Source organism: Streptomyces sp. NPDC087270 (assembly GCF_044744625.1).
Classification (GTDB): Bacteria; Actinomycetota; Actinomycetes; order Streptomycetales; family Streptomycetaceae; genus Actinacidiphila.
The window spans coordinates 54,844-77,494 of the sequence record NZ_JBIUYR010000011.1 but is presented as its reverse complement, the minus strand read 5'-3'; the positions used below and the strand labels follow the sequence as shown (position 1 = coordinate 77,494).

The window sequence follows — 22,651 nt, the reverse complement described above, 5'->3', positions numbered from 1 at the left end:
GCGCCGCGCTTCCCGGCGTCAGCGCGTGACGGCTCCGGTGACGGGGCCGACGAGGGGGAGGGTGCCCAGGGAGCCGCCGTTGGTGAGGGGAGCGGTGGCGTCGGTGGTGGAGACGGGGCGGAAGTCGGCGACCTGGGAGCCGACTCCGTTGGTGAGCGGGTCGACCGTGGTGTTGTTGAGCGGGTCGAGCTTGAGGTCGCGGACGGGGGCGACGCCGTCGGCGAGGGCGCCGGTCACGGACTGGGTGGGCAGCGCGGAGGTGATCCCGGAGGTGGGGAGCGTGCCGGTGGCGCCCTGGAGGTCGGGCAGCGTCGCCGGGGCGTCCGCGGCGACGGCGGTGGCCGCGGGTACGGCGACCGCGGCCGCCGCGGCGGTCAGCGTGAGAACGAGGGCGGTGCGCAGCGAGGGCATGGAACGGGCTCCTGTCGACGTAGTGGTTGCTGTCGCAGCGTAACGCAATGACCGCGAACGGTAGTTGTCATACCGCGGGTCATCCCTCCGGGCGGGGTTGCGGGAGAATCGTTGTCCGTGAGTCCACCTCCCCGTTCCCGTGTGATCCTGCTGGCCGGGCCGTCCGGCTCGGGCAAGTCCTCGCTCTCCGCCCGCACCGGGCTGCCGGTGCTCGCGCTCGACGACTTCTACAAGGAGGACGGCGACCCGACCCTCCCGCTGCTGCCCGGCGGCGACGCGGTCGACTGGGACGCGCCGGGCTCCTGGCACGCGGACGCCGCCGTCGCCGCGATCGGCGAGCTGTGCGAACGCGGCAGCGCCGACACCCCGCGCTACGACATCTCGGCCAGCGCGATCAGCGGATGGAGCCGGCTGGACCTCGCCGGGGCGCCCTACTTCGTCGCCGAGGGCATCTTCGCGGCCGAGATCGTCGGGCGCTGCCGCGAACTCGGGCTGCTGGCCGACGCGATCTGCCTGCGCGGCAGTCCCGCGACGACCGCGTGGCGCCGCTTCCTGCGCGACCTGCGCGAGGGGCGCAAGTCGGTGCGCTTCCTGATGCGGCGCGGCTGGCACCTCTTCCGCGCGGAGCGCGCGATCGTGGGGCGCCAGGTCGGGTTCGGCTGCACGCCGTGCGACCAGCGCGAGACCCTCTCCCGTATCGCCGCGATGGACTCCGCCCGGCCCGCCCGCACCACCACCACGGCGCCGTCCGTCCCCACCTGACCGCTCCCCGGGGTCGCCCGCGGGCCACCCGGCAGCCAGGGGCGCCGCACGCACGGGTAAGGGCCGGACGGCACCCCTCCGTGCCGTCCGGCCCAGTCCCCCGTGTCCCCCCGGACTATGCGACGAGCTCCCCGAAAGCGTCCTCCTCGCTGTGCCCGAAGCTCAGCGCCTCGTCCTCCCGCATGCGCCGCAGCGACCGCCAGATGCTGCTCTTCACGGTGCCGACGCTGATGTTGAGGATGTCCGCGATCTCCGGGTCGGTACGCCCCTCGTAGTAACGCAGCACCAGCATGGTGCGCTGCTGCTCGGGCAGCCGCGCGAGCGCCTGCCACAGCACGGCCCGCAGCTCGGTCCCGCCCATCTCGTCGGTGTCGCCGACCGTCTCGGGCAGCTCCTCCGTCGGGTACTCGTTGAGCTTGCGCCGCCGCCACGCGCTGATGTGCAGGTTGGTCATGGTGCGCCGCAGGTACCCGCCGACGGCCGCCTTGTCGCTGATCCGGTCCCAGGCGCGGTACGTGGAGAACAGCGCGCTCTGCAACAGGTCCTCGGCGGCGAAACGGTCACCGGTGAGGTGGTAGGCGGTGGCGTAGAGGGAGGCCCGGCGCTCCTGCACGTATGCGGTGAACGCGGCCTCCGCCTCGGCGGAGTGTGCCGTACCGGCCTGCGCCGGCACCCGCTCCGCGCCGGGCGCGGTGGCGGTGTCGGTGGGCTCCGCCGAGTCGACCGGCGCGATGTGCGCGGGGCGCGGGCGGGGCGCCTGGTAGGTGGTCGCGCGTCCGGTGCTGCGAACGTACCCCCGTCCGCTCGCAGCACCGGACATCTCCGTGGCCCGGAACCCGGGGTGCGCGTGCGCGGTGTGAACTGCGGTTGTGGTGGTGCTGTGCAGTGCGTTCATCATCGCGCCCCCGTTGGTGGAACCTGCCGCGTGGTCTTCGGCGTCGATGCCTTTGTGGCGTCGCGTTCTTCCGATGGGCATAAGACTGCCGGGCCAGTTTCATCGGGCTGTCCGCCGAGTGTCACAGACCCGTCACAGAGGCTCCCGCGAAGTGGCTGGGCGGACCCGCCCGGGTGCCCAGTTCCGTCGGTCGGGGGACCACCTGCCCGTAGGGGCTGGTCGCGCGGTTCCCCGCGCCCCTGGGTACGTGCGGGACCTCCCGGACCGGCTGTCTCGGTGCCGCTCGGTGGGCTCGACCGACGACGGTGCCCAACCGGAAAACGGGGCACCGTCTGCAACGAGAGCACAACCATGCCGCGAGACCCCTTCCCGCTCACCTGCCCGGGTAGGCAACAATGGCGCCCGTGCCTTTCCTGTTGCTGATCGAGGATGACGACGCCATCCGTACGGGTCTCGAACTCGGCCTGTCCCGTCAGGGTCACCGCGTGGTGGCCGCTGCGACGGGCGAGGACGGGCTGAGACTGCTCAAGGAGCAGCGCCCTGACCTGATCGTGTTGGACGTGATGCTGCCCGGGATCGACGGCTTCGAGGTGTGCCGGCGTATCCGGCGCACCGACCAGTTGCCGATCATCCTGCTCACCGCGCGCAGCGACGACATCGACGTGGTGGTGGGCCTGGAGTCCGGCGCCGACGACTACGTGATCAAGCCCGTGCAGCCGCGCGTGCTGGACGCGCGTATCCGCGCGGTGCTGCGGCGCGGCGAGCGCGACAGCACCGACTCGGCCGCGTTCGGCGCGATCGTGATCGACCGCAGCGCGATGACCGTCACCAAGGACGGCCAGGACCTGCAGCTCACGCCGACCGAGCTGCGGTTGCTGCTGGAGCTGAGCCGGCGGCCGGGCCAGGCGCTGTCGCGGCAGCAGTTGCTGCGGCTGGTGTGGGAGCACGACTACCTCGGCGACTCGCGGCTGGTGGACGCCTGCGTGCAGCGGCTACGCGCGAAGATCGAGGACGTACCGTCGTCGCCGACCCTGATCCGTACCGTCCGTGGTGTCGGCTACCGCCTGGACACGCCTCAGTGAGCCGTGCCCAAGGCAGCCCGTTCTGGCTGTTGCGCTGGACCAGCCTGCGGCTGCGGCTGATCGCGGTGTTCGCGCTGGTGGCGCTGACCGCGGCGGTGTCGGTGTCGGGCATCGCGTACTGGCTCAACCGCGACGCGGTGCTGACGCGGGCGCAGAACAGCGCGCTCGACGACTTCCGCGACTCGTTGCAGCGCAACGCCGCCTCGCTGCCGGTGCAGCCGACCTGCGAGTCGCTGGGCATGGCCGCGAACCGGATCGGCGGCCCGGACACGTATCAGGTCATCCTGATCGACTCCTCGGCCGACGGGCGGTGCGCGGAGCAGTCGGACGGGAGCACGTTCTCGATGGACGACGTGCCCGCGTCGCTGGTGCGGGCGGTGAACACCAAGCACACGAAGGACGACGACCGCTACCACCTGCACTGGGAACGGATCTCGCTGGAGGACCACCCCTATCTGGTGGCGGGCGCGCGGATCAACGACAACGGCCCGACCGGCTACATGCTCAAGTCCCTGGACGCCGAGCGCAAGGACCTCAACTCGCTCGCGTGGTCGCTGGGCATCGCCACGCTGCTGGCCCTGATCGGCGCGGCCCTGCTGGCGCAGGCGGCCGGCTCCGCGGTGCTGCGCCCGGTGCGGCGGCTGGGCGAGGCCGCCAAGCGGCTCGGCGAGGGGCAGTTGGACACCCGGCTGAAGGTGTCGGGCACCGACGAACTCGCCGAGATGTCGCGGACCTTCAACAACGCCGCCGAGCAGCTGGAGGGCCGGGTCGAGGAGTTGCGGGCCCGCGAGGCCGCCAGCCGCCGCTTCGTGGCCGACATGTCGCACGAGCTGCGCACCCCGCTGACCGCCATCACCGCGGTCACCGACGTGCTGGAGGACGAGGCGGACGCGCTGGACCCGATGATCGCCCCGGCGGTACGGCTGGTGGTCAGCGAGACCCGGCGGCTGAACGAACTGGTGGAGACGTTGATGGAGGTCACCCGGTTCGACGCCGGGACGGCGAAGCTGCGGGTCGACGAGGTCGACGTCGCCGACATGATCATGGCGTGCATGGACGCGCGGGCCTGGCTGGACTCGGTGGAACTGGACGCGCCGCGCGGGCTGCTGGCCACCATCGACCCGCGCCGGCTCGACGTGATCATGGCGAACCTGATCGGCAACGCGCTCAAGCACGGCGGCTCCCCGGTACGGGTCACCCTGCGCCGGGAGGGCGGCGAGGACGGCGAGATCGTGATCGTGGTCTCCGACCGCGGCCCCGGCATCCCCGAGGACGTGCTGCCGCACGTCTTCGACCGTTTCTACAAGGCCGACGCCTCCCGGGCCCGCTCCGAGGGCAGCGGCCTGGGCCTGTCCATCGCGATGGAGAACGCCCACATCCACGGCGGCGACATCACGGCCGCCAACGGCCCGCACGGCGGCGCCGTGTTCACGCTGCGCATGCCGGTACGGCCGCGGGCGGACGAGGGCGAGGACGGCGCGGAGGGCGGGGGCGGCGGCGGGCGCGGCCCGAGCGGCGCCACCGAGGCGAGCCGGGCGGGCGGCGGGAACGGCGGGAGCGACGGGCCCGCGGGGGCTGGAACCGCCGGCTCGGCCGGCAGGAACGGCGCGGGTGACCGCGCGGGCGGCACCGACGGGCCGGCGGGGAGCGCGTGATGACGGCGAGGAACGCTCCGGCGGGCGCCACACGGCCCGGCGGGCGGCGGGTGCGCCCCGGTGGCCGGATACGCACCCCGCGCGGGTCCGTGGCCGTTCTGGCGGCTTCGTGCGCCGCGCTGACCGCGCTGGCCGGGTGCGGCATCCGCACCACCACCGTGCCGGTGGACGACGGCCCCGCGCCCTCCCGGGTGGCCTGCGCGCCGCCCAAGGCGCCCGCCACCCCCGGACCGGACGCGATGGCCGAGAAGATCTACCTGGTCTGCAACACCCAGGTCACACCGGTCAGCCGCAGCGTCGAAGTGCGCGACGGCCGGATCGACCGCTTCAACGAGGTCAGGTTGCTCCTCGCCCAGCTCCAGATCAGCCCGCGCACCGCCGAGAGCAAGGGCGGGTTCTCCACGGCGGTGCCCGGCACCCTTGAGGTCTTCGCGACCGGGCAGGGCGACCACAAGGACGCGTTGCTGCTCAACGACCGGCCGCAGGACCTGCCGTCCTTCGCGCTCGCCCAGATCGTCTGCACGCTGGCCGCCGATCCGCTGATCTCGCCCGGCGGTTCGGTGGTCCTCGGCGGCCCCGGACCGGACAGCAAGCTGCGCTCGTACACGTGCACGCCGGATCTGCGCACCCGCTCCGACGCGGCGGACAGCGCGGGCACGCCCGTCAGTTGACCGCCCGGGCGCGGGGCGGCGGGGCGTCGCCGGCCGGTCCCGGGAGCACCTTGTGATCGGGATCACGCAGGTGAAAGGCGTGTCGCGGTAGCGGAACGGGAACCGGCACGCACGGCCCGGACGTCATCGAGAACGTGCGGCACGACGGCTTCGTCTTCAGGGTGCGCGCGGCCGGGCTGCTGCTCACCGCCGCGTATCTGGTGTTGATCGGGTGGCTGCTGCTGCGGCCGCATTACGTGGCCTGGGTGTCCGCGCCCAACCTGCGGCCGCTCGACACGATCCGCGACGACCTCGCGAGAGGCCCGGTCGAGGCCGCCCAGCGGCTCGGCGCGGGGCTCGGGTTGCTGGCGCCGCTCGGCGTCCTGCTGCCGATGGCCGGCGGGCGCGCGGAGGCGTCGGCGCTCGCGTCCTTCGTCCGTACGGTCTTCGCCGGTCTGATGGTGTCGATGCTGCTGGAGTTCTCCCAGACGATGGTTCCCGGGCAGATCTTCGACATCGACGCGCTGATCCTCAACACGGTGGGCGTCGCCGCGGCCCACCTGCTGGTCGTCCCCGCGGCCAGGCGCCGCCTCCTGCGCACGACCGAGCCGGCTCCCCCGGCCCGCGAGCCCGTGCCCGCGAGCGTGCCCTGACCGCCAGGGTCCGCTGACCGCCAGGGTCCGCTGACGGCAAAGGTGCGCGGGTCGCCCGGGTGCGCGCGAAGCCCTCGGAAAGCTCGGAAAGCACAGCGCTCCGCGCCTCCTGCCGTGGCCGTCCTTCCACGGAAGGACGGCCACGGACTCAGGAGCGCGGAGCGCGGCGCACGAGCGGCCACCGCCGGACGCGAGGTCCCGCGACCGGCGGACCGGGGCGCCCGGGAGGGTCAGGGCACCCCGAGAAGCGGTCAGCCCCCGACCGGGAGCCCGCCGAGCAGGCCGGTGGCCGGGCCGAGCGAGTTGCCCGAGACGTGGTTGTTCGACGGCAGCAGGTTGCTCGCCGAACCCGTCGGCAGCGCTGTCGTCCCGTTGCTGAGCGCGGTCTGCGCACCGGACACCGTGGACGTGGCACCGGGCACCAGGTTGGCGGCCGAGCCGACCGGCGCGAGGGCGTCGCTCGACTGCACCAGGCCGGCGGCGGAGGCGGTACCGGCCGCGGCGGCGGTGACAGCCAGGCCGAGGGCGGCGGTCGTGAGGGTCTTCTTGGTGAGGGTCTGCATGACGTCGGAACGTAGTCAGCCGAACGCGTCGTGTGCAAGCGGCATGGCGCGGCCGTGACCTTTTGGCGGGTCACGCCGCGCCACCGCTCCGATCAGCCGCGCCCGGCGGCGGAACCGCTGGCCACGGGCGGTACGGCGACACCCGGTGCGAACAGCCACTCGGCCTTGAGTTCGGCGTATCCGGGCTTGATCACCTCGTTGATCATGGCGAGTCGTTCGTCAAAAGGGATGAACGCGGACTTCATCGCGTTGACGGTGAACCACTGCATGTCGTCGAAGGTGTATCCGAACGCCTCGATCAGGTGGGCGAACTCCTCGCTCATGCTGGTCCCGGACATCAGCCGGTTGTCGGTGTTGACCGTGACCCTGAAATGCAGTCGCCGCAGCAGCCCGATCGGGTGCTCCCGGTAGGAGGAGGCCGCGCCGGTCTGCAGGTTGGAGGTCGGGCACATCTCCAGCGGCACCCGCTTGTCGCGGACGTAGGAGGCGAGCCGGCCCAGGTGCACGCCGTCGTCGTCGACCGTGATGTCGTCGATGATCCGCACCCCGTGGCCGAGCCGGTCCGCGCCGCACCACTGGAGGGCCTGCCAGATCGACGGCAGCCCGAACGCCTCGCCGGCGTGGATGGTGAAGTGGTTGTTCTCGCGCTTGAGGTAGTCGAACGCGTCCAGGTGCCGGGTGGGCGGGAAGCCCGCCTCGGCGCCGGCGATGTCGAAGCCGACGACGCCCAGGTCCCGGTAGCGGTTGGCGAGTTCGGCGATCTCCTGGGAGCGGGCGGCGTGCCGCATCGCGGTGAGCAGGGCGCCGACCCTGATCCGGTTGCCATCCTCGCGGGCGCGCCGCTCGCCTTCGCGGAAGCCCTCGTTGACCGCCTCGACGACCTCCTCCAGGGTGAGCCCGCCCTCCAGGTGCTGCTCGGGGGCGTACCGCACCTCGGCGTAGACCACGCCGTCGGCGGCCAGGTCCTCGGCGCACTCCGCCGCGACCCGGACCAGCGCGTCGCGGGTCTGCATCACCGCGCAGGTGTGCGTGAACGTCTCCAGATAGCGTTCCAGGGAGCCGGAGTCGGCCGCCTCGCGGAACCAACGGCCGAGCTTGTCCGGGTCGGTCTCGGGCAGCGCTCGGTATCCGGTCGCTCGCGCGATGTCCACGATCGTGCCGGGCCGCAGCCCGCCGTCGAGGTGGTCGTGGAGCAGGACTTTCGGGGCACGGCGGATCTGCTCCCCCGCGGGGAGGTTCGGTGTGGCGTTCTCCATGACCGAACGATAGCCCCTACGCGCGTAGATATCGTGTTCGGGCCAACTATTTTCCGCTTGGCCATCGAACGCACACCCTCCTGTCTGCCATCGTTGCGCCATGGCTTCGCAAGCATTACCGGCACGTGGCGCGCGACTCGGGCGGCAGGTCGCACCCGGTCTCGTGCCCCGGCAGCGCGAGCAGCGTGCCGAAGTGCCGACCGTACGCGCGGTGGTGCTCGCGCTGCCGGGCGGCAACGCGCTGAGCACCCGCCGGCGTTCGCCGATGGCCGCGGCCGCGATATGGCCGCTGGCCCGGCACCTCGTACGGGCCGGCGCGGCCGACGGGGTGGCGGCGCACGTCGTGCACTACCGCTTCCGCGGCTGGAACGGCGGCCACGCGCACCCCGCGGAGGACGCGGAGTGGGCGGTCAGCGAGGCGGTGCGCCGCTACGGCGACGTGCCCGTGTGCCTGGTCGGGCTGGACATGGGCGCGCGGGCGGCACTCCACGCCGGCGGGCACTCCGCCGTGCGTTCCGTCGTCGCGCTCGCACCCTGGCTGCCGGAGGGGCCCGAGCCGGAGCCGGTGAAGCAGCTCAACGGGCGGCAGGTGCTGATCGTGCACGGCACCGACGACGCCACGACCGACCCGGAGTTGTCGTACGGGCTCGCCGAGCGGGCGAAGAAGGTCAACCGCGAGGTGTGCAGGTTCGAAGTGCACACCGACGGGCACGGGTTGCACCACCACCGGCCGGAAGTCTTCGCGCTCACCGCGGACTTCGTCCTCGGCTCCCTCCTGGAGCGGCCCTTCGCGCGTCCCGTCGCCGACGCGCTCGCGGCTCCGCCGCCCCTGGGTCTGCGGATGCCCCTGGCCTCGGGCTTCGGCCGCTCCCTGAGGGCGTGAAGCCCGCCCCCGACCCACCCGGCTGCCCCGTCCCGCGCGCCACGGGACCTCGCGGCCCGCGGTCGGCCGGCCGCGGACTGCCCCGTCCCGTGACGGCGTGGACGGGCAGCCCGGGGGGTCAGCACACCGTCATGCGCGGGCGATGCGGTCGAGGACGATCGGCGGCGGGGTGAAGGACGTGCCGGCCGGGGCGATCGAGAAGGCGTCGTTCAACGCCTCCAGGGCGCCCTCGAACTTCTCCGCGGTGTCGGTGTGGAGGGTGAGGAGAGGGGCGCCCTGGGTGACCACATCACCCGGTTTGGCGTGCAGTTCGATACCCGCACCCGCCTGGACGGAGTCCTCCTTGCGGGCGCGGCCGGCCCCGAGCCGCCAGGCGGCGACGCCGACGGCGTAGGCGTCGAGCACGGTGAGAACGCCACTCGCGGGGGCCGTCAGGACGTGCTGCTCGCGGGCGACGGGCAGGGCGGCCCCGGGGTCGCCGCCTTGCGCCTTGATCATCCGGCGCCACGCGTCCATCGCGGAACCGTCGGCGAGCGCCTTGGCGGGGTCGGCGTCGGCCAGCCCTGCGGCGTCGAGCATCTCGCGGGCGAGCGCGAGGGTGAGCTCGACGACGTCGGCGGGGCCGCCGCCGGCCAGCACCTCGACGGACTCGCGTACTTCGAGCGCGTTGCCCGCGGTGCGGCCGAGCGGGGTGGACATGTCGGTGAGCAGCGCGACGGTGCGCACCCCGTGGTCGGTGCCGAGCCCGACCATGGTGGACGCCAACTCGCGGGCGTCGTCGAGGGACTTCATGAACGCGCCGGAGCCGACCTTGACGTCCAGGACGAGCGCGCCGGTGCCCTCGGCGATCTTCTTGGACATGATCGAGGAGGCGATCAGCGGGATCGACTCGACGGTCCCGGTCACGTCCCGCAGCGCGTACAGCTTCTTGTCGGCCGGCGCCAGCCCGTCCCCGGCGGCGCAGATCACGGCCCCGACGTCGGCGAGGACCGCGAGCATCTCGTCGTTGCCGAGCGAGGCCCGCCAGCCCGGGATGGACTCCAGCTTGTCGAGGGTGCCGCCGGTGTGGCCCAGGCCGCGCCCGGACAGCTGCGGCACGGCCGCGCCGCAGGCGGCGACCAGCGGTGCCAGCGGCAGCGTGATCTTGTCGCCGACCCCGCCGGTGGAGTGCTTGTCGGCGGTGGGCCGGGCCAGCCCGGAGAAGTCCATCCGCTCGCCGGAGGCGATCATCGCGGCGGTCCAGCGGGCGATCTCGGCCCGGTCCATGCCGTTGAGCAGGATCGCCATGGCCAGCGCCGACATCTGCTCGTCGGCGACCTCGCCGCGGGTGTAGGCGTCGATCACCCAGTCGATCTGCTCGTCGCCGAGCCGGCCGCGGTCACGCTTGGCACGGATGACGGAAATGGCGTCCATGAAACGGGGGTTCCTAGCGGTTGAGGTCTTCGGGTCCGAAGGCGTCGGGCAGGACATCGCTCATCGGCCGTACCCCGCGCGGGGTGTCGACGAGCATTTCGGGGCCGCCGTGCTCCCACAGCAGTTGCCGGCAGCGCCCGCACGGCATGAGCAGGTCGCCGCGCAGGTCGGAGCAGGAGAAGGCGACCAGCCGGCCGCCGCCGGAGGCGTGCAGCGCCGAGACGAGTCCGCACTCGGCACACAGCGCGACCCCGTAGGCGGCGTTCTCCACGTTGCAGCCGACCACGGTGCGGCCGTCGTCGGTGAGCGCGGCCGCGCCGACCGGGAAGCCCGAGTAGGGCGCGTACGCCCGCTCCATGGCCTCCCGGGCGGCGCTGCGCAGCGCCTTCCAGTCCACGTCGGGCCCGGGCACCGCCGCGGCGGCCGGCAGCGCGCCGGTCCCCGGCAGCGGCCCGGCCCCGCCGCGCCCGTCGGACCCGCCCTCGGCCGGTCCTCCGGTGTCGTCCGTCATCCGCTCTGCCCCTTCCGGTACGGGAGGCCGTCCGCCTTCGGCATCCGTAGCCGTTGTGCCGACAGGCCCATGACCAGCAGCGTCACGACATACGGCGTGCCCTCCACGATCTCGTCGGGCACGGAGTCGGTCAGCATGTACCAGACTGCCAGCAGCACCGCGAAGCCCAGCGCCACGGCCGCGCCGATCCGCGAGCCGCGGTAGAACTTCCACACCGCCATGGCCAGCAGCAGCACCGCGATCAGCAGCAGCAGCGCGTGCACCGACGGGCCGCCGTTGCGCAGTTGGAGGCTGTCGGCGTAGCCGAAGAGCCCGGCGCCCATGGCCAGACCGCCCGGCCGCCAGTTGCCGAAGATCATCGCGGCCAGACCGATATAGCCGCGGCCGCCGGTCTGCCCTTCGAGGTAGAAGTGCGTGCTCATGGCGAGGAACACCCCGCCGAGTCCGGCGAGCCCGCCGGAGATGATCACCGCGGCGTACTTGTACGTGTAGACGTTGACGCCCAGCGACTCGGCGGCCACCGGGTTCTCGCCGCAGGACCGCAGCCGCAGCCCGAACGGCGTGCGCCACAGGATGAAGAACGTGGCCACGAACAGCACGATGGCCAGCAGCGTGATCGCGGAGATGTCGGTGACCAGGCCGCCGATCATCCCGGCGATGTCGGAGATGACGAACCAGTGGTGCTTCTCCACGCTGTCCAGCCAGTGCGAGAGGCCGGGCACGGTGAACTGCTTGGCGTTGTCCAGCTGGGGCGACTGCTTGGGCGTGCCGCCCTTGCGCGCGGCCTCGCCGACGTTGAACCAGCGCTTGGCGAGGTAGGAGGTGACGCCGGCGGCGAGGATGTTCATCGCGACACCGGCCACGATGTGGTCCACCCCGAAGGTGATGGTGACGATCGCGTGCACCAGGCCGCCCAGGGCGCCGCCGAGGACGCCGGCCAGCACCGCGACCCACGCGTTGGTCTGCCAGCCCGCCCACGCGCCGAAGAACGTACCGAGGATCATCATGCCCTCGAGGCCGATGTTGACCACCCCGGCCCGTTCCGACCACAGGCCGGCCAGGCCCGCCAGGCCGATCGGCACCGCGCTGGCCAGCGCGCCCGCGACCTGCCCGGAGGAGGTGACGTCCTCCGCGCCGGTGACCGCGCGCACCGCGGAGACCGCGATCAGCGCGCCCGCGATGATCAGCAGGACCACCGGCAGGGTGAGCTTGATCCGCCCGTTCGCCCGGCCCGCGGGCTTCACCCGCGGCGCGGCGGGCGGCGGCGTCTGAGTCGTGGTGGCACTCATGCCGCGACCTCCTGCTTGTCGTCACTGCCCGCGCCGGCCGCGGCGAGTTCCGCGCCGACCTGGCGTTGCTGCCGGGTGAGGCCGTAGCGGCGCACCAGTTCGTACGCGATGACCACCGCGAGCACGATCACGCCCTGGATGACGCCGACGATCTCCTTGTCGTACCCCTGGAACTCCAGGCCCGCGGAGGAGCGTTCGAGGAACGCCCACAGCAGCGCGCCGACGCCGATGCCGATCGGGTTGTTGCGGCCCAGCAGGGCGACCGCGATCCCGGTGAAGCCGATGCCGGTCGGGAAGTCGGTGCCGTAGTCGTAGGACTGGTTGAGCAGCGTCGGCATGCCGACCAGGCCCGCCATGGCGCCGGAGATCAGCATGCTGCTGATCACCATCCGCTTGACGCTGACCCCGCTCGCCTCGGCCGCGGACTCCGAGCGGCCGACCGCCCGCAGGTCGAAGCCGAAGCGGGTGCGGGAGAGCAGGAACCAGTAGACGACGCCGGCCAGCACCGCGAAGACGATGAAGCCGAAGATCGGATCGGTGGCGGTCTTGAAGCTGAACAGGTGGCTGGAGACCGGAATCGGCTTGGTGGACACCATGTTGGCGTTCTTGTCGAGCACGCCGAGCCGGCCGCCTTGCAGGAAGTAGCCGATCACGATGCCCGCGATCGAGTTCAGCATGATCGTGGAGATGACCTCGCTGACCCCGCGGGTCACCTTCAGCACGCCGGCGATCGCCGCCCACGCCGCGCCGACCGCCATCGCGGTCAGGATGATCACGGGCACCTCGACGATGCCCGGGATGGACAGCGCGCCGCCGACCACGGCCGCGAAGAACGCCGCCAGCCGGTACTGCCCGTCGACACCGATGTTGAACAGGTTCATCCGGAAGCCGACGGCGACCGCGAGGCCGGCCAGGTAGTACGTGGTGGCCTTGTTGAGGATGTAGACCTGGCTGTTGGACTTGCTGCCGTAGGTGGCCATCACGTTGAACGCGTGGAACGGCTCCTTGCCGGTGGCCAGCAGCACCAGCGCGGTGACCACCAGCGCGCTGACCACGGCCAGCACCGGCGCGGCGATCCCCAGCAGGGCGCGGTCCTTGTCGAACTTCTTCATCGGTCCTCTCCCCCGGCCGGCTCGGCCGCTCCGGCCGGACCGGCGTCCCCGGTCTGCCGCTCAAGGTGACCGGACGCGGCGCCGGTCATCGCCGAACCCAGTTGCTCCGGGGTGATCGTCGACGGATCGGCGTCCGCGACCAACCGGCCCCGGTACATCACCCGCAGCGTGTCGGACAGGCCGATCAGCTCGTCCAGGTCCGCGGAGATCAGCAGGACCGCCAGGCCCTCGCGGCGCGCCTCGCGGATCTGGTCCCAGATCTGCGCCTGCGCGCCGACGTCCACGCCCCGGGTCGGGTGCGCGGCGATCAGCAGCTTCGGCAGGTGGCTCATCTCGCGCCCGACGATCAGCTTCTGCTGGTTGCCACCGGACAGCGAGGCCGCGGTGACCTCGATACCGGGGGTGCGCACGTCGTACTCGCGGACGATCCGCTCGGTGTCGCGGCGGGCGGCGGCCGGGTCGATCAGGAAGCCCCGGCTGTTGGGCTGCTCGGTGACGTGGCCGAGGATGCGGTTCTCCCACAGCGGCGCTTCCAGCAGCAGGCCGTGCCGGTGCCGGTCCTCGGGGATGTAGCCGATGCCGTCCTCGCGGCGGCGCCGGGTCGGCACGGTGGTGATGTCCCGGCCGTCCAGCACGAGCGAACCGGCGTCCAGCGCGCGGATGCCCATGATCGCCTCGACCAGTTCGGCCTGGCCGTTGCCCTCGACGCCCGCGATGCCGAGCACTTCGCCCTTGTGGATGGTGAACCCGACGTCGTCCAGCAGGATGCGCTCGACGCCCTCCGGGTCGACCGCGGCCAGCCGCAGGCCGGCGACGCTGAGCATCGCCTCGTCGGTGACGGTGGACTCGCGGGTCTCCGGCGAGGGCAGTTCGCTGCCGACCATCAGTTCGGCGAGCTGCTTGGCGGTGGTGTGCGCGGGGTCCGCGCTGCCGACGGTGGTGCCACGCCGGATGACGGTGATCTCGTCGGCGACCGAGAGCACCTCGCCGAGCTTGTGCGAGATGAAGATGACCGTCAGGCCCTGGGACTTCAGCCCGCGCAGGTTCTCGAAGAGCGCGTCGACCTCCTGCGGCACCAGGACCGCGGTGGGCTCGTCGAGGATCAGGATGCGGGCGCCGCGGTAGAGGACCTTGAGGATCTCCACCCGCTGGCGGTCGGCCACGCCCAGGTCCTCCACGAGGACGTCGGGCCGCACCCCCAGGCCGTACGCGTCGGATATCTCGGTGATCTTCGCCTTGGCCCGGCCGCCGATGCCGTGCAGCTTCTCGCTGCCCAGCACGATGTTCTCCAGCACGGTCAGGTTGTCGGCGAGCATGAAGTGCTGGTGCACCATGCCGATGCCGCGGGCGATCGCGGCGCCCGGGTCGCCGAAGGAGACCTGCTCGCCGTTGATCGCGATGGTGCCCTCGTCCGGCTTCTGCATGCCGTAGAGGATCTTCATCAGGGTGGACTTGCCGGCGCCGTTCTCGCCCACGAGGGCATGCACGGTGCCGCCGCGCACGGTGATGTCGATGTCGTGGTTGGCGACGACCCCGGGGAAGCGCTTGGTGATGCCGCGCAGCTCGACCGCGGCCGCGCTGCCGGGTTGCGGCGGCTGCGACGGGATCGGCGCGGGTGGACTCGTGGACGCGTTGATGGCGCACTCCCCTCGGGGAAAGCTCGGGCGGGCAGAACGTGGGGGTGAAGGTATCGCGCCGAGGTGAATCTACGCGCGTTGCGGCAGAGATCCACAGCAGGCGGGCAGCCACGGCAACGAGACGGCAAGGGAACGGCAAGAGGAAGGCCCGGCAAGGGGGTGCCGGAGCAACCCCCCTGCCGAGCCTCCGCGCTGCGGTCCTGCCGTGGACTACCGGTTCACCCGGAGCGGGTCAGCGAGCGACCCGGGTGGGCCACCGCGTGACCCCGGGGTGGGTCACGGAGTCGACTTGACCTTGATCGCCCCCGAGACGATCTTCTGCTTGGCGGCGTCGAGCTGCGCCTGGATGTCGGTGATGAAGCCACCCGAAGTGGACAGCGAGACACCGCCGTTGGCGAGGTCGTAGGTGTTGGTGCCGGTCTTCGGCTTGCCGTCGTGCACCGACTTGATCAGGTCGTACACGGCCACGTCGACGTTCTTCACCGCCGAGGTGAGGATCTGCTTGTTGTACTTCGCCAGCGCCGGGTCCTGGTACTGGTCGGAGTCGACGCCGATCGCCCAGGTGCCGGGCTTGCCGGCGATCGTCTGGATCGAACCGTCGCCGGACAGGCCGGCCGCGGTGTAGATGACGTCGTTGCCCTTGTCGAGCATGCCCTTGGCCTTGCCGGTGGCGGCGGCCGGGTCGGCGAAGCCCTTGGAGTCGGTCTCGTACAGGTACTGGTCGGTGACCTGGACCGAGGGCTTGGTGTCCTTGACGCCCTGGTCGAAGCCGGCCTGGAAGGTGCCGATCAGGGTGTTGTGCACGCCGCCGATGAAGCCGACCTTGTTGGTCTTGGTCTTCAGCGCGGCGGCCACCCCGGCGAGGTACGAGCTCTGCTCGGTGGCGAAGACCATGCTGTCGACGTTCTTCGCGGCCACCACGGAGTCGACGATGGCGAAGGTGGTGTCGGGGTACTTCTTGGCTATCGCGGTGACCGCGTCGCCGTAGGTGTACCCGACCGCGATCACCGGGTTGTAGCCCGCCCCGGCGAGCTGGTCCAGCCGCTCCTCGCGGTCGGACTCGGTCTCGTCCTGGCTGGCGGTCTGCTCCTTCTCGCCGAGCTTGAACTCCTTGGTGGCCTTGTCCATGCCACGGGCCGCGGAGTCGTTGAAGGAGTGGTCGCCACGACCGCCGACGTCGTAGGCCATGCCGACGCCCTTGTCCTTGCTGCCGCTGTCGGTGGAGCTGCTGCCGCAGGCGGTGGCGGTCAGCGCGAGGGCCGCGGACACCACGCCCGCGGCAGCGATCTTGGATACCCGGCGCAAGAGGGTCCCCTTCAGTTCGAAAGCGCCCCATCCGGCGCTGGCTAAGCCGGAGCTTAACGCGCGTAGATCCCAGGTAAAGACCGCATGAAGACCCGTTATCGGATCGACGCATTTCGACCAGGTGAAGCCCCGGTAGCCGGGGCTTCACCGCCAGTCAGGACAGCAGCGCAGCGGCGGTGAACAGTTCCACGCCGACCGCGATGGCGCCCTCGTCGATGTCGAAGTCACCCTGGTGCAGATCACGTTTGGCGGTGTCGCCGACCGGCCGCACACCGAGCCGGGCCAGCGCGCCGTCCACGTGCTCCAGGTACCAGGAGAAGTCCTCGCCGCCCAGGCTCTGTTCGGTGTCCTCCACGCTGTGGGCGCCGAACCGGCCCACCATGGCGTCGCGCAGCAGTTCCACCGACGTCGCCTCGTTGACCACCGGCGGCACCCCGCGCTGGTAGGTGATCTCGCACTTGGCCCGGTACATCGCGGCGACCTGGTCGATCACCTCGTGCACCAGGTCGGGGGCGTCGTGCCAGGCGCCCAGCTCCAGGCAGCGGACGGTGCCTTCGAGTTCGGCGTGCTGCGGGATGACGTTCGCCGCGTGCCCGGACTCGATCCGGCCCCACACGATGCTCAGGCCCGAGCGCGGGTCGACCCGGCGGGCGAGCGCGGCCGGCAGTTCGGTGGCGAGCTTCGCGGTGGCCATCACCAGGTCGGTGGTCAGGTGCGGCCGCGCGCTGTGGCCGCCGGGGCCGTCCAGCGACAGCTTCAGCTTGTCCGCGGCCGAGGTGATCGGGCCTACCCGCAGCCCGATCCGGCCGACCTCGACCTTCGGGTCGCAGTGCACCGCGAGGATGCGCTCCACCCCGTCGAGCACGCCGGCCTTGATCGCGTCGAGCGCGCCGCCGGGCATCACCTCCTCGGCGGGCTGGAAGACCAGCCGCACCGGGCGCGGCAGCCGCCCCTGCCGGTCGAGTTCGGCGAGCACCAGGCCGGTGCCGAGCACGATCGTGGTGTGCGCGTCGTGCCCGCAGGCGTGTGCGCGGCCCTCGACGGTGGAGCGGTACGGGACCGCCTTGGTGTCCGGCACCGGCAGCGCGTCGAGGTCGGCGCGCAGCGCGAGCCGCGGCCGGCCGTCGTCGGCGGAGCCGATGTCGCAGACCAGTCCGGTGCCGGCCGGCAGCACGCGCGGGCTCAGCCCGGCCCGCTCCAGGCGGGCTCTGACCTGCTCGGTGGTACGGAACTCCTGCCGGCCGAGCTCGGGGTGGCGGTGCAGGTCGCGGCGGAAAGCGATCAGTTCGGCACGCAGCGCATCGGTCAGTACGGCCTCGGCATGCGCGCCGGACGGCGCTGCGGGTGAGTCTTCCACCCGGCTCAGGGTATGCCCCACGACCTGCTCCTCATCGGGTGATCGGGAAAAAATGATGTTTGACGGTGTCGGCTGGGAGGAGAAAGAGTCGCCCGATCGGCGCATACCTGGTCATCCTCTGGGGTATGCCCTCCCTTTTGGGGTTCGGGCATGAACACATCCATAGTCGCTCAACGAACGAGTGGACGCGAGGCAACGCGGCACCGTTGAGGGCGCCTCACACGTGCGGCCCCACACCTTACGGCTCCGGTGTTACAGCGATGTGGCGGGAACGGGGGCGGGGATGGGGGCGCGAACGGGGCCGGACGGCGGGGCGCGCGTCCGGGAATGAGGGTGGCGCGGGGCTCGGGACGGCCGGGTGCCGGCGGGGGTCAGGTCGTAGGGGCGTCGACCGGGTGGGTGGGGGCCAGGCGCAGGCCCGGGGTGCGCGCGGCGACCATCGCGACCGCGGCCACGCACAGGACGCCGCCGCTGACCAGCGCGGCCGTACCCGACCAGGCGTGCGCGACCAGGCCGCCGCGCATGTTGCCGAGGTCCGGGCCGGCCTGGCCGACGATCTGTTCGGCCGCGCCGACCCGGCCGAGCAGCGCGCTCGGGGTGTGCAGCCGCACGATGGTGCCGCGCGAGACCACCGCGACCGTGTCGGCGGCGCCGGCCACCACCAGGCAGGCCAGCCCCACCCATGGCCGCGTCGACAGGCCGAAGAGCGTCAGCGCGACGCCCCACAGCGCCGACCCGCAGAGCATCACCAGGCCGGGGCGCGGTAGCCGGGTGAAGGACCCGGACAGCACGGAGGCGCCGATCCCGCCGACCGCGACCGCGGTGAGGAACAGCCCGAGGGTGCGCGGGTTGCCGCCGAAGCGTTCGGCGTTGACCAGCGGGAAGAGGCTGATCGGCATGGACAGCACGGTGGCGGCCAGGTCGGTGAGCAGGGCGCCGCGCACCGCCGGGGTGCGGGCGAGGAAGGCCAGGCCGTCGGCGACACCGCGCAGTCCGGGGCGGGCCGGTTCGTCACCGGGGAGCATCGCGGGCAGCCCGATCAGGCCGTAGAGGCCGGCGGTGAAGGAGAGCGCGTCGACCAGGTAGCAGCCGCCGACGCCCCAGGCGCCGATCACCAGGCCGCCGAGCGCGGGGCCGAGGAGCATCTGCCCCTGGAACGCGACCCGGTTCAGGGCGAGTCCGGCGGCGAGCGACTCCTTCGGGAGCAGCCGGGGCAGGAACGTGCCTGACGCGGGTCCGGAGAACGCGCCGAACGACGACTGCACGGCGACCAGGCCGAGCACGGCGGCCGCCGGGAAGCGCCCGCCGAGCCCCTGGACGGCGAGCAGCACCGAGCAGGCCGCCTGGCCGACGGCCATCACCAGGCAGAGCCGGCGCCGGTCCACCCGGTCCGCGACCGCGCCGGCCGGCAGGCCGAGGGCGACCACCGGGATCGCCTGGGCCAGGCCGACGGCGCCGGTCCACACGGTGCTGCCGGTCGACTGCCACACCTGGTACATGACGGCGACGAGCGTCATCTGCCCGCCGAAGCCGGACAGCGCGCGGCCGGTCCACAGCCGCCGGAACGCCGGGGAGACGCGCAGCGGGGTGGTGTCGACCAGCAGGTGCCTCACTGCCATGCCGGGTCCCGCGCGAGCAGTGCGGTGATCCGGTCGTGGAAGCTGCGGCGCTCCAGGGCTTGCCCGATGTCGGCCACCACCCGGCTGAGCGGGTACGGCAGTTCGGCTTCCAGCTCGACCAGGGCCTGTTCGGTGGCCTGCCACTCCGCGGCCAGCCGGGGCATGATGCGGCGGGACTTCGCGGTGAGGGCGACCCGTTTGGTGCGGGCGTCCGCCCCGGGCACCGTACGGACCATCCCGGCCTTGCGCAGCGCGGCGACCTTCTGGCTGACCGCGGAGTGGGTCAGGTGCACGGAGGCGGCCAACTCGGTGATGGTCATCGGGCCGCGGGCGTGCAGCCGCAGCAGTTCCATCACATGGGTGGGCCGGATGCCGTCGAGCGCGGCGTCGGCGTAGACGCGGGCGATGTCGTCGTCCATCGCGCCGAGCAGCAGCCGCAGCGGCCGCCACACGCTCTCCTCGGAGGGGTCGTACGCCGCGGGGCCGGTCGCCGGTTCTCTGCTCGCCATGCCCACGATGTAACAGCACTTATATAAGCACCGTCAAAACGTTTTCGGGGCGCACCTCAGCCTCCGTGCCGCGTCAGGCCCCGATCCCGACGGCCCGCTCGATCGCTTCGAAGATGTCGGAGTTGGTCTCCCGCTGCCAGGCCGGCTGGTCGTCCCAGTCCGCCACGTAGGACGGCTTCGGATCGGGGAAGTGCAGGTGGATCTGGGCGATCCAGCACAGCGACACGAACCGCCCCTTCTGCTCCCGGCCCAGCTTGGCGGCGCCGCCCGCGCTGACCTTCAGAAGGTCCTCCACCTGCCCGTACACCGAGGCCGCCGCGTCCCGCTCCCAGTCGGGCATCTCCTCCCACGGCGCGACATACCCCGCCTTCGGTTCACCCGGATAGTGCGTGGTCACGCCCTTGATCCAGGCTGCCCGAAAGGCCCTGCTCTGCTCGGTCATCGTGATTCCTCCTGCGCGCTCATGCGGCGGACAGTGACGAGATGCGTTCATCGAAGCCGAAGACCCTCTTGTCGGTCAGGAAGGGTGCGAGGTGCCCACGAAGCCCTTCCAACTTCCTGCCGATGTACCCGGACGAGGTCCGTTCGGCCAACTCGACGGCCGCGGTTCCGTACGAGAGCAGGCAGTCGACGTCCCGGCGCCGGGCGCCGATCTCCGCGAGGTCCGTGAGTACGCTCCCCCGACGGCGCATCGTGAGCTTGCGGCTGAGTGCGTCGTTGAGGGCGGTCTCGGCAAGGTCCAGGCGCCCCAGCGTTACGTAGCAACTGCCGCGTTCCTCGTCCAGGCGGGAGCCGTCGAACCGTAGCCAGCCACCAGGGCAAGGTGCGTTGAGGTGGTGTACCTCCCGGGCGGTTTCCAATGCGCGGTTGCACGCGTCCAGGTCGCCGAGACCGGCGTGGACCTGCGCCTGAACCGCCGCCACCCAGTAACGGGTGGACAGCTGGCTGTCTCCCTTGCAGGCAAGCAGGCCGGCTGCATCGAGGAGGGGCTTGGTCTGCCGGAAGCGCCGTTCACAAATGCCGATGAAAGCGTGCCGGGTGAGTGCGGCTGCCCACAGGTCGGCGTTTCGCGCCTCCTTGCTCGCGCTGGCGGCGAGCGCGTAGCACTCCGCGGCCTGCGTGTAACGGTTGCCGTCGAAGTAGATCTCGCCGGCGAGTTGGTAGAGGTCGGCCGCCTCAGCGCAGATCGCCCGGTGGCGGAACTCAGGATGCGGGCGGCCCAGTGTGTACGCCAGATCCGAAAGGTGGTCGCGCACCAGCGGATACACGCTTCGCTTCGCCTTCGCGAGGCCGTAAACCTGCCAGAGGTGAGGAGTTGCCGCCTGAGCATCAACCGGGGCCTCGTCAGCGCGGTACCCCACGTCACTGGTGGGCAGCGAGATGAGCGCACCGGTCAGGCTCATCAGACTGAGGAAGTCGCGTCTGATCATCTCGTCGGTGTCCCCCTCTTCCGGGCGCGTCTTGGGAGTTTCCGGCGGGATGGTCGCCTCTGGGCTCTCCGCCCTTGATCCGTCTTCCGCCGACAGCAGTACGTCCAGTTCGGTGACGCTGACCCGGAGGGCTTCGGCCAGGCGTGGACGCAGGTAGGGATGAGGATCGGTTTCACCGCGCTCCCACCGCCCGACCGTTGCTCGATCCGCGCGGAGGGCCTCCGCAAGGCTTTCCTGACTGTAGCCGAGGGCTTTACGGCGTCTCGCCAACTGCCTTCGTGCCGCCATACCTTCCCCCAGTTGTCCGCGCTGAACAGTCCCTGGTCAGCGCGGCCGGTGCACCAACTGTGCGTCACAGCTGTGCCCTGTCTGCTCTGTTCCCGTAGCTCCGGCTCAGGTTGCCTTTCGGTACCGCGGCGTCCGACGGGAACTTGCCGTCCAGCCGATGAACCACCGTACCGCCACCGTGTTCGGTCGGTAGCCCTTTGTGTCCGGTGGGTGATTGATGTCGGCGGAAGGCCGCACTGCGCCCGACCAGGAGGTGTGGACGATGTCACTCGACACCGGCTTCTGCAGCAGGCTGGATCTGACGTGCGAACCTGCCTCGATACAGCTCGCGCGTGATCACACGCGGCAGACGCTGGCACGTTGGGGCGTGGCGGAGGAGGTCGCGTTCGACGCGCTGACGGTCGTGTCGGAGTTGGCGACCAACGCGGTGCGCCACGCAGCCATGCCGAGATCGAGTGGCGAGCAGCCCCAACGGTGGTCGTGCTCCATGCTGCTGTGTCCTGCTGCCGGAAGTCTGTACGTCTCGGTGGGGGACCAGAGCCCGCTGCCTCCGGTGCTGAGGTCCGCGGGAGAGCACGCGGAATCCGGCCGCGGGCTCCACATCATCTCCGCTCTGTGCCACAACAGGTGGGGGTTCGAGCGGTCACTGGATGGGCGGGGCAAGCATGTTTGGGCTGCGCTTCAACTGGCCTGTAGGGATCAACCGCCCCAGCCACTGGTGGCAGGCCCGGTCGTCCTGCCCCCAGCGCTGTGCGACGCCGCACTTGCCCTGCCGCCGACCGAAGGCACCGACCCGACCGACGTCGACCGGGACCTGCGTTGCATCCTCCAGGCCCACAGCAGCGGCGACCACCAGGCCCTCGTACGGGAACTCCCGGCATGAGCAGCGGCTCGGTCTGGACCACGTGGAACGACGCGCGGCACCCGGCCGAGATCAGCACGCGGCCGGACTGCCTTGCGCGGACGACGGACGAGGTCTGCTGCGCCTTCGCCGGCCACCCCGGCGGCCGCACCTACGAGGTCACCGATCCGTGGCACCTGGAATCCCGCTGATGTCGAGCACGGGCCCGAACGTCCCGCGCCGCCGGCCCGCCTCCCGGGCCGACCCGGGACGCCTCGGTGGTCGTCGCACGCGACGCGGAGGGCCTGGTGGCCGTGCTCAGTGCCCGCCTTCTCGAGCACGGCGGGGACTGCCTCTTCCTGCCCGCGGGGCGAAGGGAACCCGGCGAGAGCCCCGAGGACTGGGCGCGGCGTGAGCTGCGTGAGGAGCCCGGCGTGGCCGCGACGGTACGGCGGTCGCTCGGCTCCTTCGCGCTCGTACTGTCCTCGTCCGCGCGGGTCCATCCGTACGAGGCCGTCGCGCGCGGCTGA

General features: G+C 71.8%; 24 protein-coding genes. 9 read left to right on the top strand and 15 right to left on the bottom strand.

The features are described from left to right. Positions 1–18: 18 nt before the first annotated feature. The gene (locus tag ACIPAE_RS22495) at positions 19–411 is read right to left on the bottom strand and encodes a hypothetical protein (RefSeq protein ID WP_329365526.1); all 393 of its coding nucleotides are present in this window, start codon (positions 409–411) and stop codon (positions 19–21) included. A gap of 111 nt (positions 412–522) precedes the next feature. Between ACIPAE_RS22495 and ACIPAE_RS22490 the strand changes: the two genes are divergently transcribed. Beyond that, positions 523–1,173 (top strand): ATP-binding protein, encoded by a 651-nt coding sequence (locus ACIPAE_RS22490; protein ID WP_366413826.1) that lies wholly within the window; start codon positions 523–525, stop codon positions 1,171–1,173. 115 nt (positions 1,174–1,288) lie between these two features. On the opposite strand, the gene ACIPAE_RS22485 is transcribed toward ACIPAE_RS22490, so the two are convergent. Then, positions 1,289–2,068, bottom strand: coding sequence for a SigE family RNA polymerase sigma factor (locus ACIPAE_RS22485; RefSeq protein ID WP_329373995.1), 780 nt, complete (start codon positions 2,066–2,068; stop codon positions 1,289–1,291). A 404-nt stretch (positions 2,069–2,472) separates the two neighbouring features. Here ACIPAE_RS22485 and ACIPAE_RS22480 point away from each other — a divergent pair, with 404 nt between their 5' ends. The 4 genes from ACIPAE_RS22480 (at position 2,473) to ACIPAE_RS22465 (ending at position 6,108) form a co-directional block, all read left to right on the top strand. Then, positions 2,473–3,150, top strand: a complete 678-nt coding sequence (locus tag ACIPAE_RS22480) for a response regulator transcription factor (RefSeq protein WP_328468401.1) — start codon at positions 2,473–2,475, stop codon at positions 3,148–3,150. Beyond that, on the top strand, positions 3,147–4,805 hold the full coding sequence (locus ACIPAE_RS22475) for an ATP-binding protein (RefSeq protein ID WP_402447434.1): 1,659 nt from the start codon (positions 3,147–3,149) through the stop codon (positions 4,803–4,805). The genes ACIPAE_RS22480 and ACIPAE_RS22475 overlap by 4 nt, the downstream gene beginning before the upstream one ends. Next, positions 4,805–5,476: a hypothetical protein gene (locus ACIPAE_RS22470; RefSeq protein WP_329365534.1), complete on the top strand. Its 672-nt coding sequence runs from the start codon at positions 4,805–4,807 to the stop codon at positions 5,474–5,476. The genes ACIPAE_RS22475 and ACIPAE_RS22470 overlap by 1 nt, the downstream gene beginning before the upstream one ends. A gap of 134 nt (positions 5,477–5,610) precedes the next feature. Beyond that, positions 5,611–6,108, top strand: coding sequence for a VanZ family protein (locus tag ACIPAE_RS22465; protein ID WP_328468395.1), 498 nt, complete (start codon positions 5,611–5,613; stop codon positions 6,106–6,108). A gap of 251 nt (positions 6,109–6,359) precedes the next feature. Here the strand turns inward: ACIPAE_RS22465 and ACIPAE_RS22460 are convergent, their stop codons facing one another. Both ACIPAE_RS22460 and ACIPAE_RS22455 read right to left on the bottom strand, forming a co-directional pair. After that, positions 6,360–6,671: an ATP-binding protein gene (locus tag ACIPAE_RS22460; RefSeq protein ID WP_329365536.1), complete on the bottom strand. Its 312-nt coding sequence runs from the start codon at positions 6,669–6,671 to the stop codon at positions 6,360–6,362. A 92-nt stretch (positions 6,672–6,763) separates the two neighbouring features. Further along, positions 6,764–7,927, bottom strand: a complete 1,164-nt coding sequence (locus ACIPAE_RS22455; protein ID WP_329365538.1) for an adenosine deaminase — start codon at positions 7,925–7,927, stop codon at positions 6,764–6,766. 100 nt (positions 7,928–8,027) lie between these two features. Here ACIPAE_RS22455 and ACIPAE_RS22450 point away from each other — a divergent pair, with 100 nt between their 5' ends. Then, entirely contained in the window at positions 8,028–8,810 is a 783-nt protein-coding gene (locus ACIPAE_RS22450) for an alpha/beta hydrolase (protein WP_329365540.1), read from the top strand. A 129-nt stretch (positions 8,811–8,939) separates the two neighbouring features. Here the strand turns inward: ACIPAE_RS22450 and ACIPAE_RS22445 are convergent, their stop codons facing one another. From ACIPAE_RS22445 to ACIPAE_RS22395, 11 genes are all read right to left on the bottom strand, one after another. Further along, positions 8,940–10,223, bottom strand: a complete 1,284-nt coding sequence (locus ACIPAE_RS22445) for a thymidine phosphorylase (protein ID WP_402447431.1) — start codon at positions 10,221–10,223, stop codon at positions 8,940–8,942. 13 nt (positions 10,224–10,236) lie between these two features. Next, positions 10,237–10,734, bottom strand: coding sequence for a cytidine deaminase (locus tag ACIPAE_RS22440; RefSeq protein WP_402447429.1), 498 nt, complete (start codon positions 10,732–10,734; stop codon positions 10,237–10,239). Further along, positions 10,731–12,023 carry an ABC transporter permease gene (locus ACIPAE_RS22435; RefSeq protein ID WP_366412385.1) on the bottom strand — a complete coding sequence of 431 codons (1,293 nt, stop codon included), beginning with the start codon at positions 12,021–12,023 and terminating at the stop codon, positions 10,731–10,733. The genes ACIPAE_RS22440 and ACIPAE_RS22435 overlap by 4 nt, the downstream gene beginning before the upstream one ends. Beyond that, entirely contained in the window at positions 12,020–13,135 is a 1,116-nt protein-coding gene (locus tag ACIPAE_RS22430; protein WP_329365547.1) for an ABC transporter permease, read from the bottom strand. The genes ACIPAE_RS22435 and ACIPAE_RS22430 overlap by 4 nt, the downstream gene beginning before the upstream one ends. After that, positions 13,132–14,742, bottom strand: a complete 1,611-nt coding sequence (locus tag ACIPAE_RS22425; RefSeq protein ID WP_329373999.1) for an ABC transporter ATP-binding protein — start codon at positions 14,740–14,742, stop codon at positions 13,132–13,134. Before ACIPAE_RS22425 ends, ACIPAE_RS22430 begins: the two co-directional genes overlap by 4 nt. A gap of 306 nt (positions 14,743–15,048) precedes the next feature. Further along, positions 15,049–16,077, bottom strand: coding sequence for a BMP family ABC transporter substrate-binding protein (locus tag ACIPAE_RS22420; protein WP_328468381.1), 1,029 nt, complete (start codon positions 16,075–16,077; stop codon positions 15,049–15,051). 154 nt (positions 16,078–16,231) lie between these two features. Beyond that, on the bottom strand, positions 16,232–17,539 hold the full coding sequence (locus ACIPAE_RS22415; RefSeq protein ID WP_402447426.1) for a M20 family metallopeptidase: 1,308 nt from the start codon (positions 17,537–17,539) through the stop codon (positions 16,232–16,234). A gap of 266 nt (positions 17,540–17,805) precedes the next feature. Next, a complete protein-coding gene (locus tag ACIPAE_RS22410; RefSeq protein WP_329365549.1) occupies positions 17,806–19,053 on the bottom strand; it encodes an MFS transporter in 1,248 nt (415 codons plus the stop codon). Next, a complete protein-coding gene (locus tag ACIPAE_RS22405; RefSeq protein ID WP_366412384.1) occupies positions 19,044–19,562 on the bottom strand; it encodes an ArsR family transcriptional regulator in 519 nt (172 codons plus the stop codon). Before ACIPAE_RS22405 ends, ACIPAE_RS22410 begins: the two co-directional genes overlap by 10 nt. Before the next feature lie 73 nt (positions 19,563–19,635). Then, a complete protein-coding gene (locus ACIPAE_RS22400; RefSeq protein WP_366412383.1) occupies positions 19,636–20,004 on the bottom strand; it encodes a hypothetical protein in 369 nt (122 codons plus the stop codon). 19 nt (positions 20,005–20,023) lie between these two features. Then, entirely contained in the window at positions 20,024–21,280 is a 1,257-nt protein-coding gene (locus ACIPAE_RS22395; protein WP_402447423.1) for a helix-turn-helix transcriptional regulator, read from the bottom strand. A 262-nt stretch (positions 21,281–21,542) separates the two neighbouring features. Here ACIPAE_RS22395 and ACIPAE_RS22390 point away from each other — a divergent pair, with 262 nt between their 5' ends. The 3 genes from ACIPAE_RS22390 (at position 21,543) to ACIPAE_RS22380 (ending at position 22,651) form a co-directional block, all read left to right on the top strand. Beyond that, the gene (locus tag ACIPAE_RS22390; RefSeq protein ID WP_402447421.1) at positions 21,543–22,163 is read left to right on the top strand and encodes an ATP-binding protein; all 621 of its coding nucleotides are present in this window, start codon (positions 21,543–21,545) and stop codon (positions 22,161–22,163) included. Continuing rightward, positions 22,160–22,333, top strand: a complete 174-nt coding sequence (locus tag ACIPAE_RS22385; protein WP_402447419.1) for a hypothetical protein — start codon at positions 22,160–22,162, stop codon at positions 22,331–22,333. The genes ACIPAE_RS22390 and ACIPAE_RS22385 overlap by 4 nt, the downstream gene beginning before the upstream one ends. Before the next feature lie 66 nt (positions 22,334–22,399). Next, on the top strand, positions 22,400–22,651 hold the full coding sequence (locus ACIPAE_RS22380) for an NUDIX hydrolase (RefSeq protein WP_402447417.1): 252 nt from the start codon (positions 22,400–22,402) through the stop codon (positions 22,649–22,651).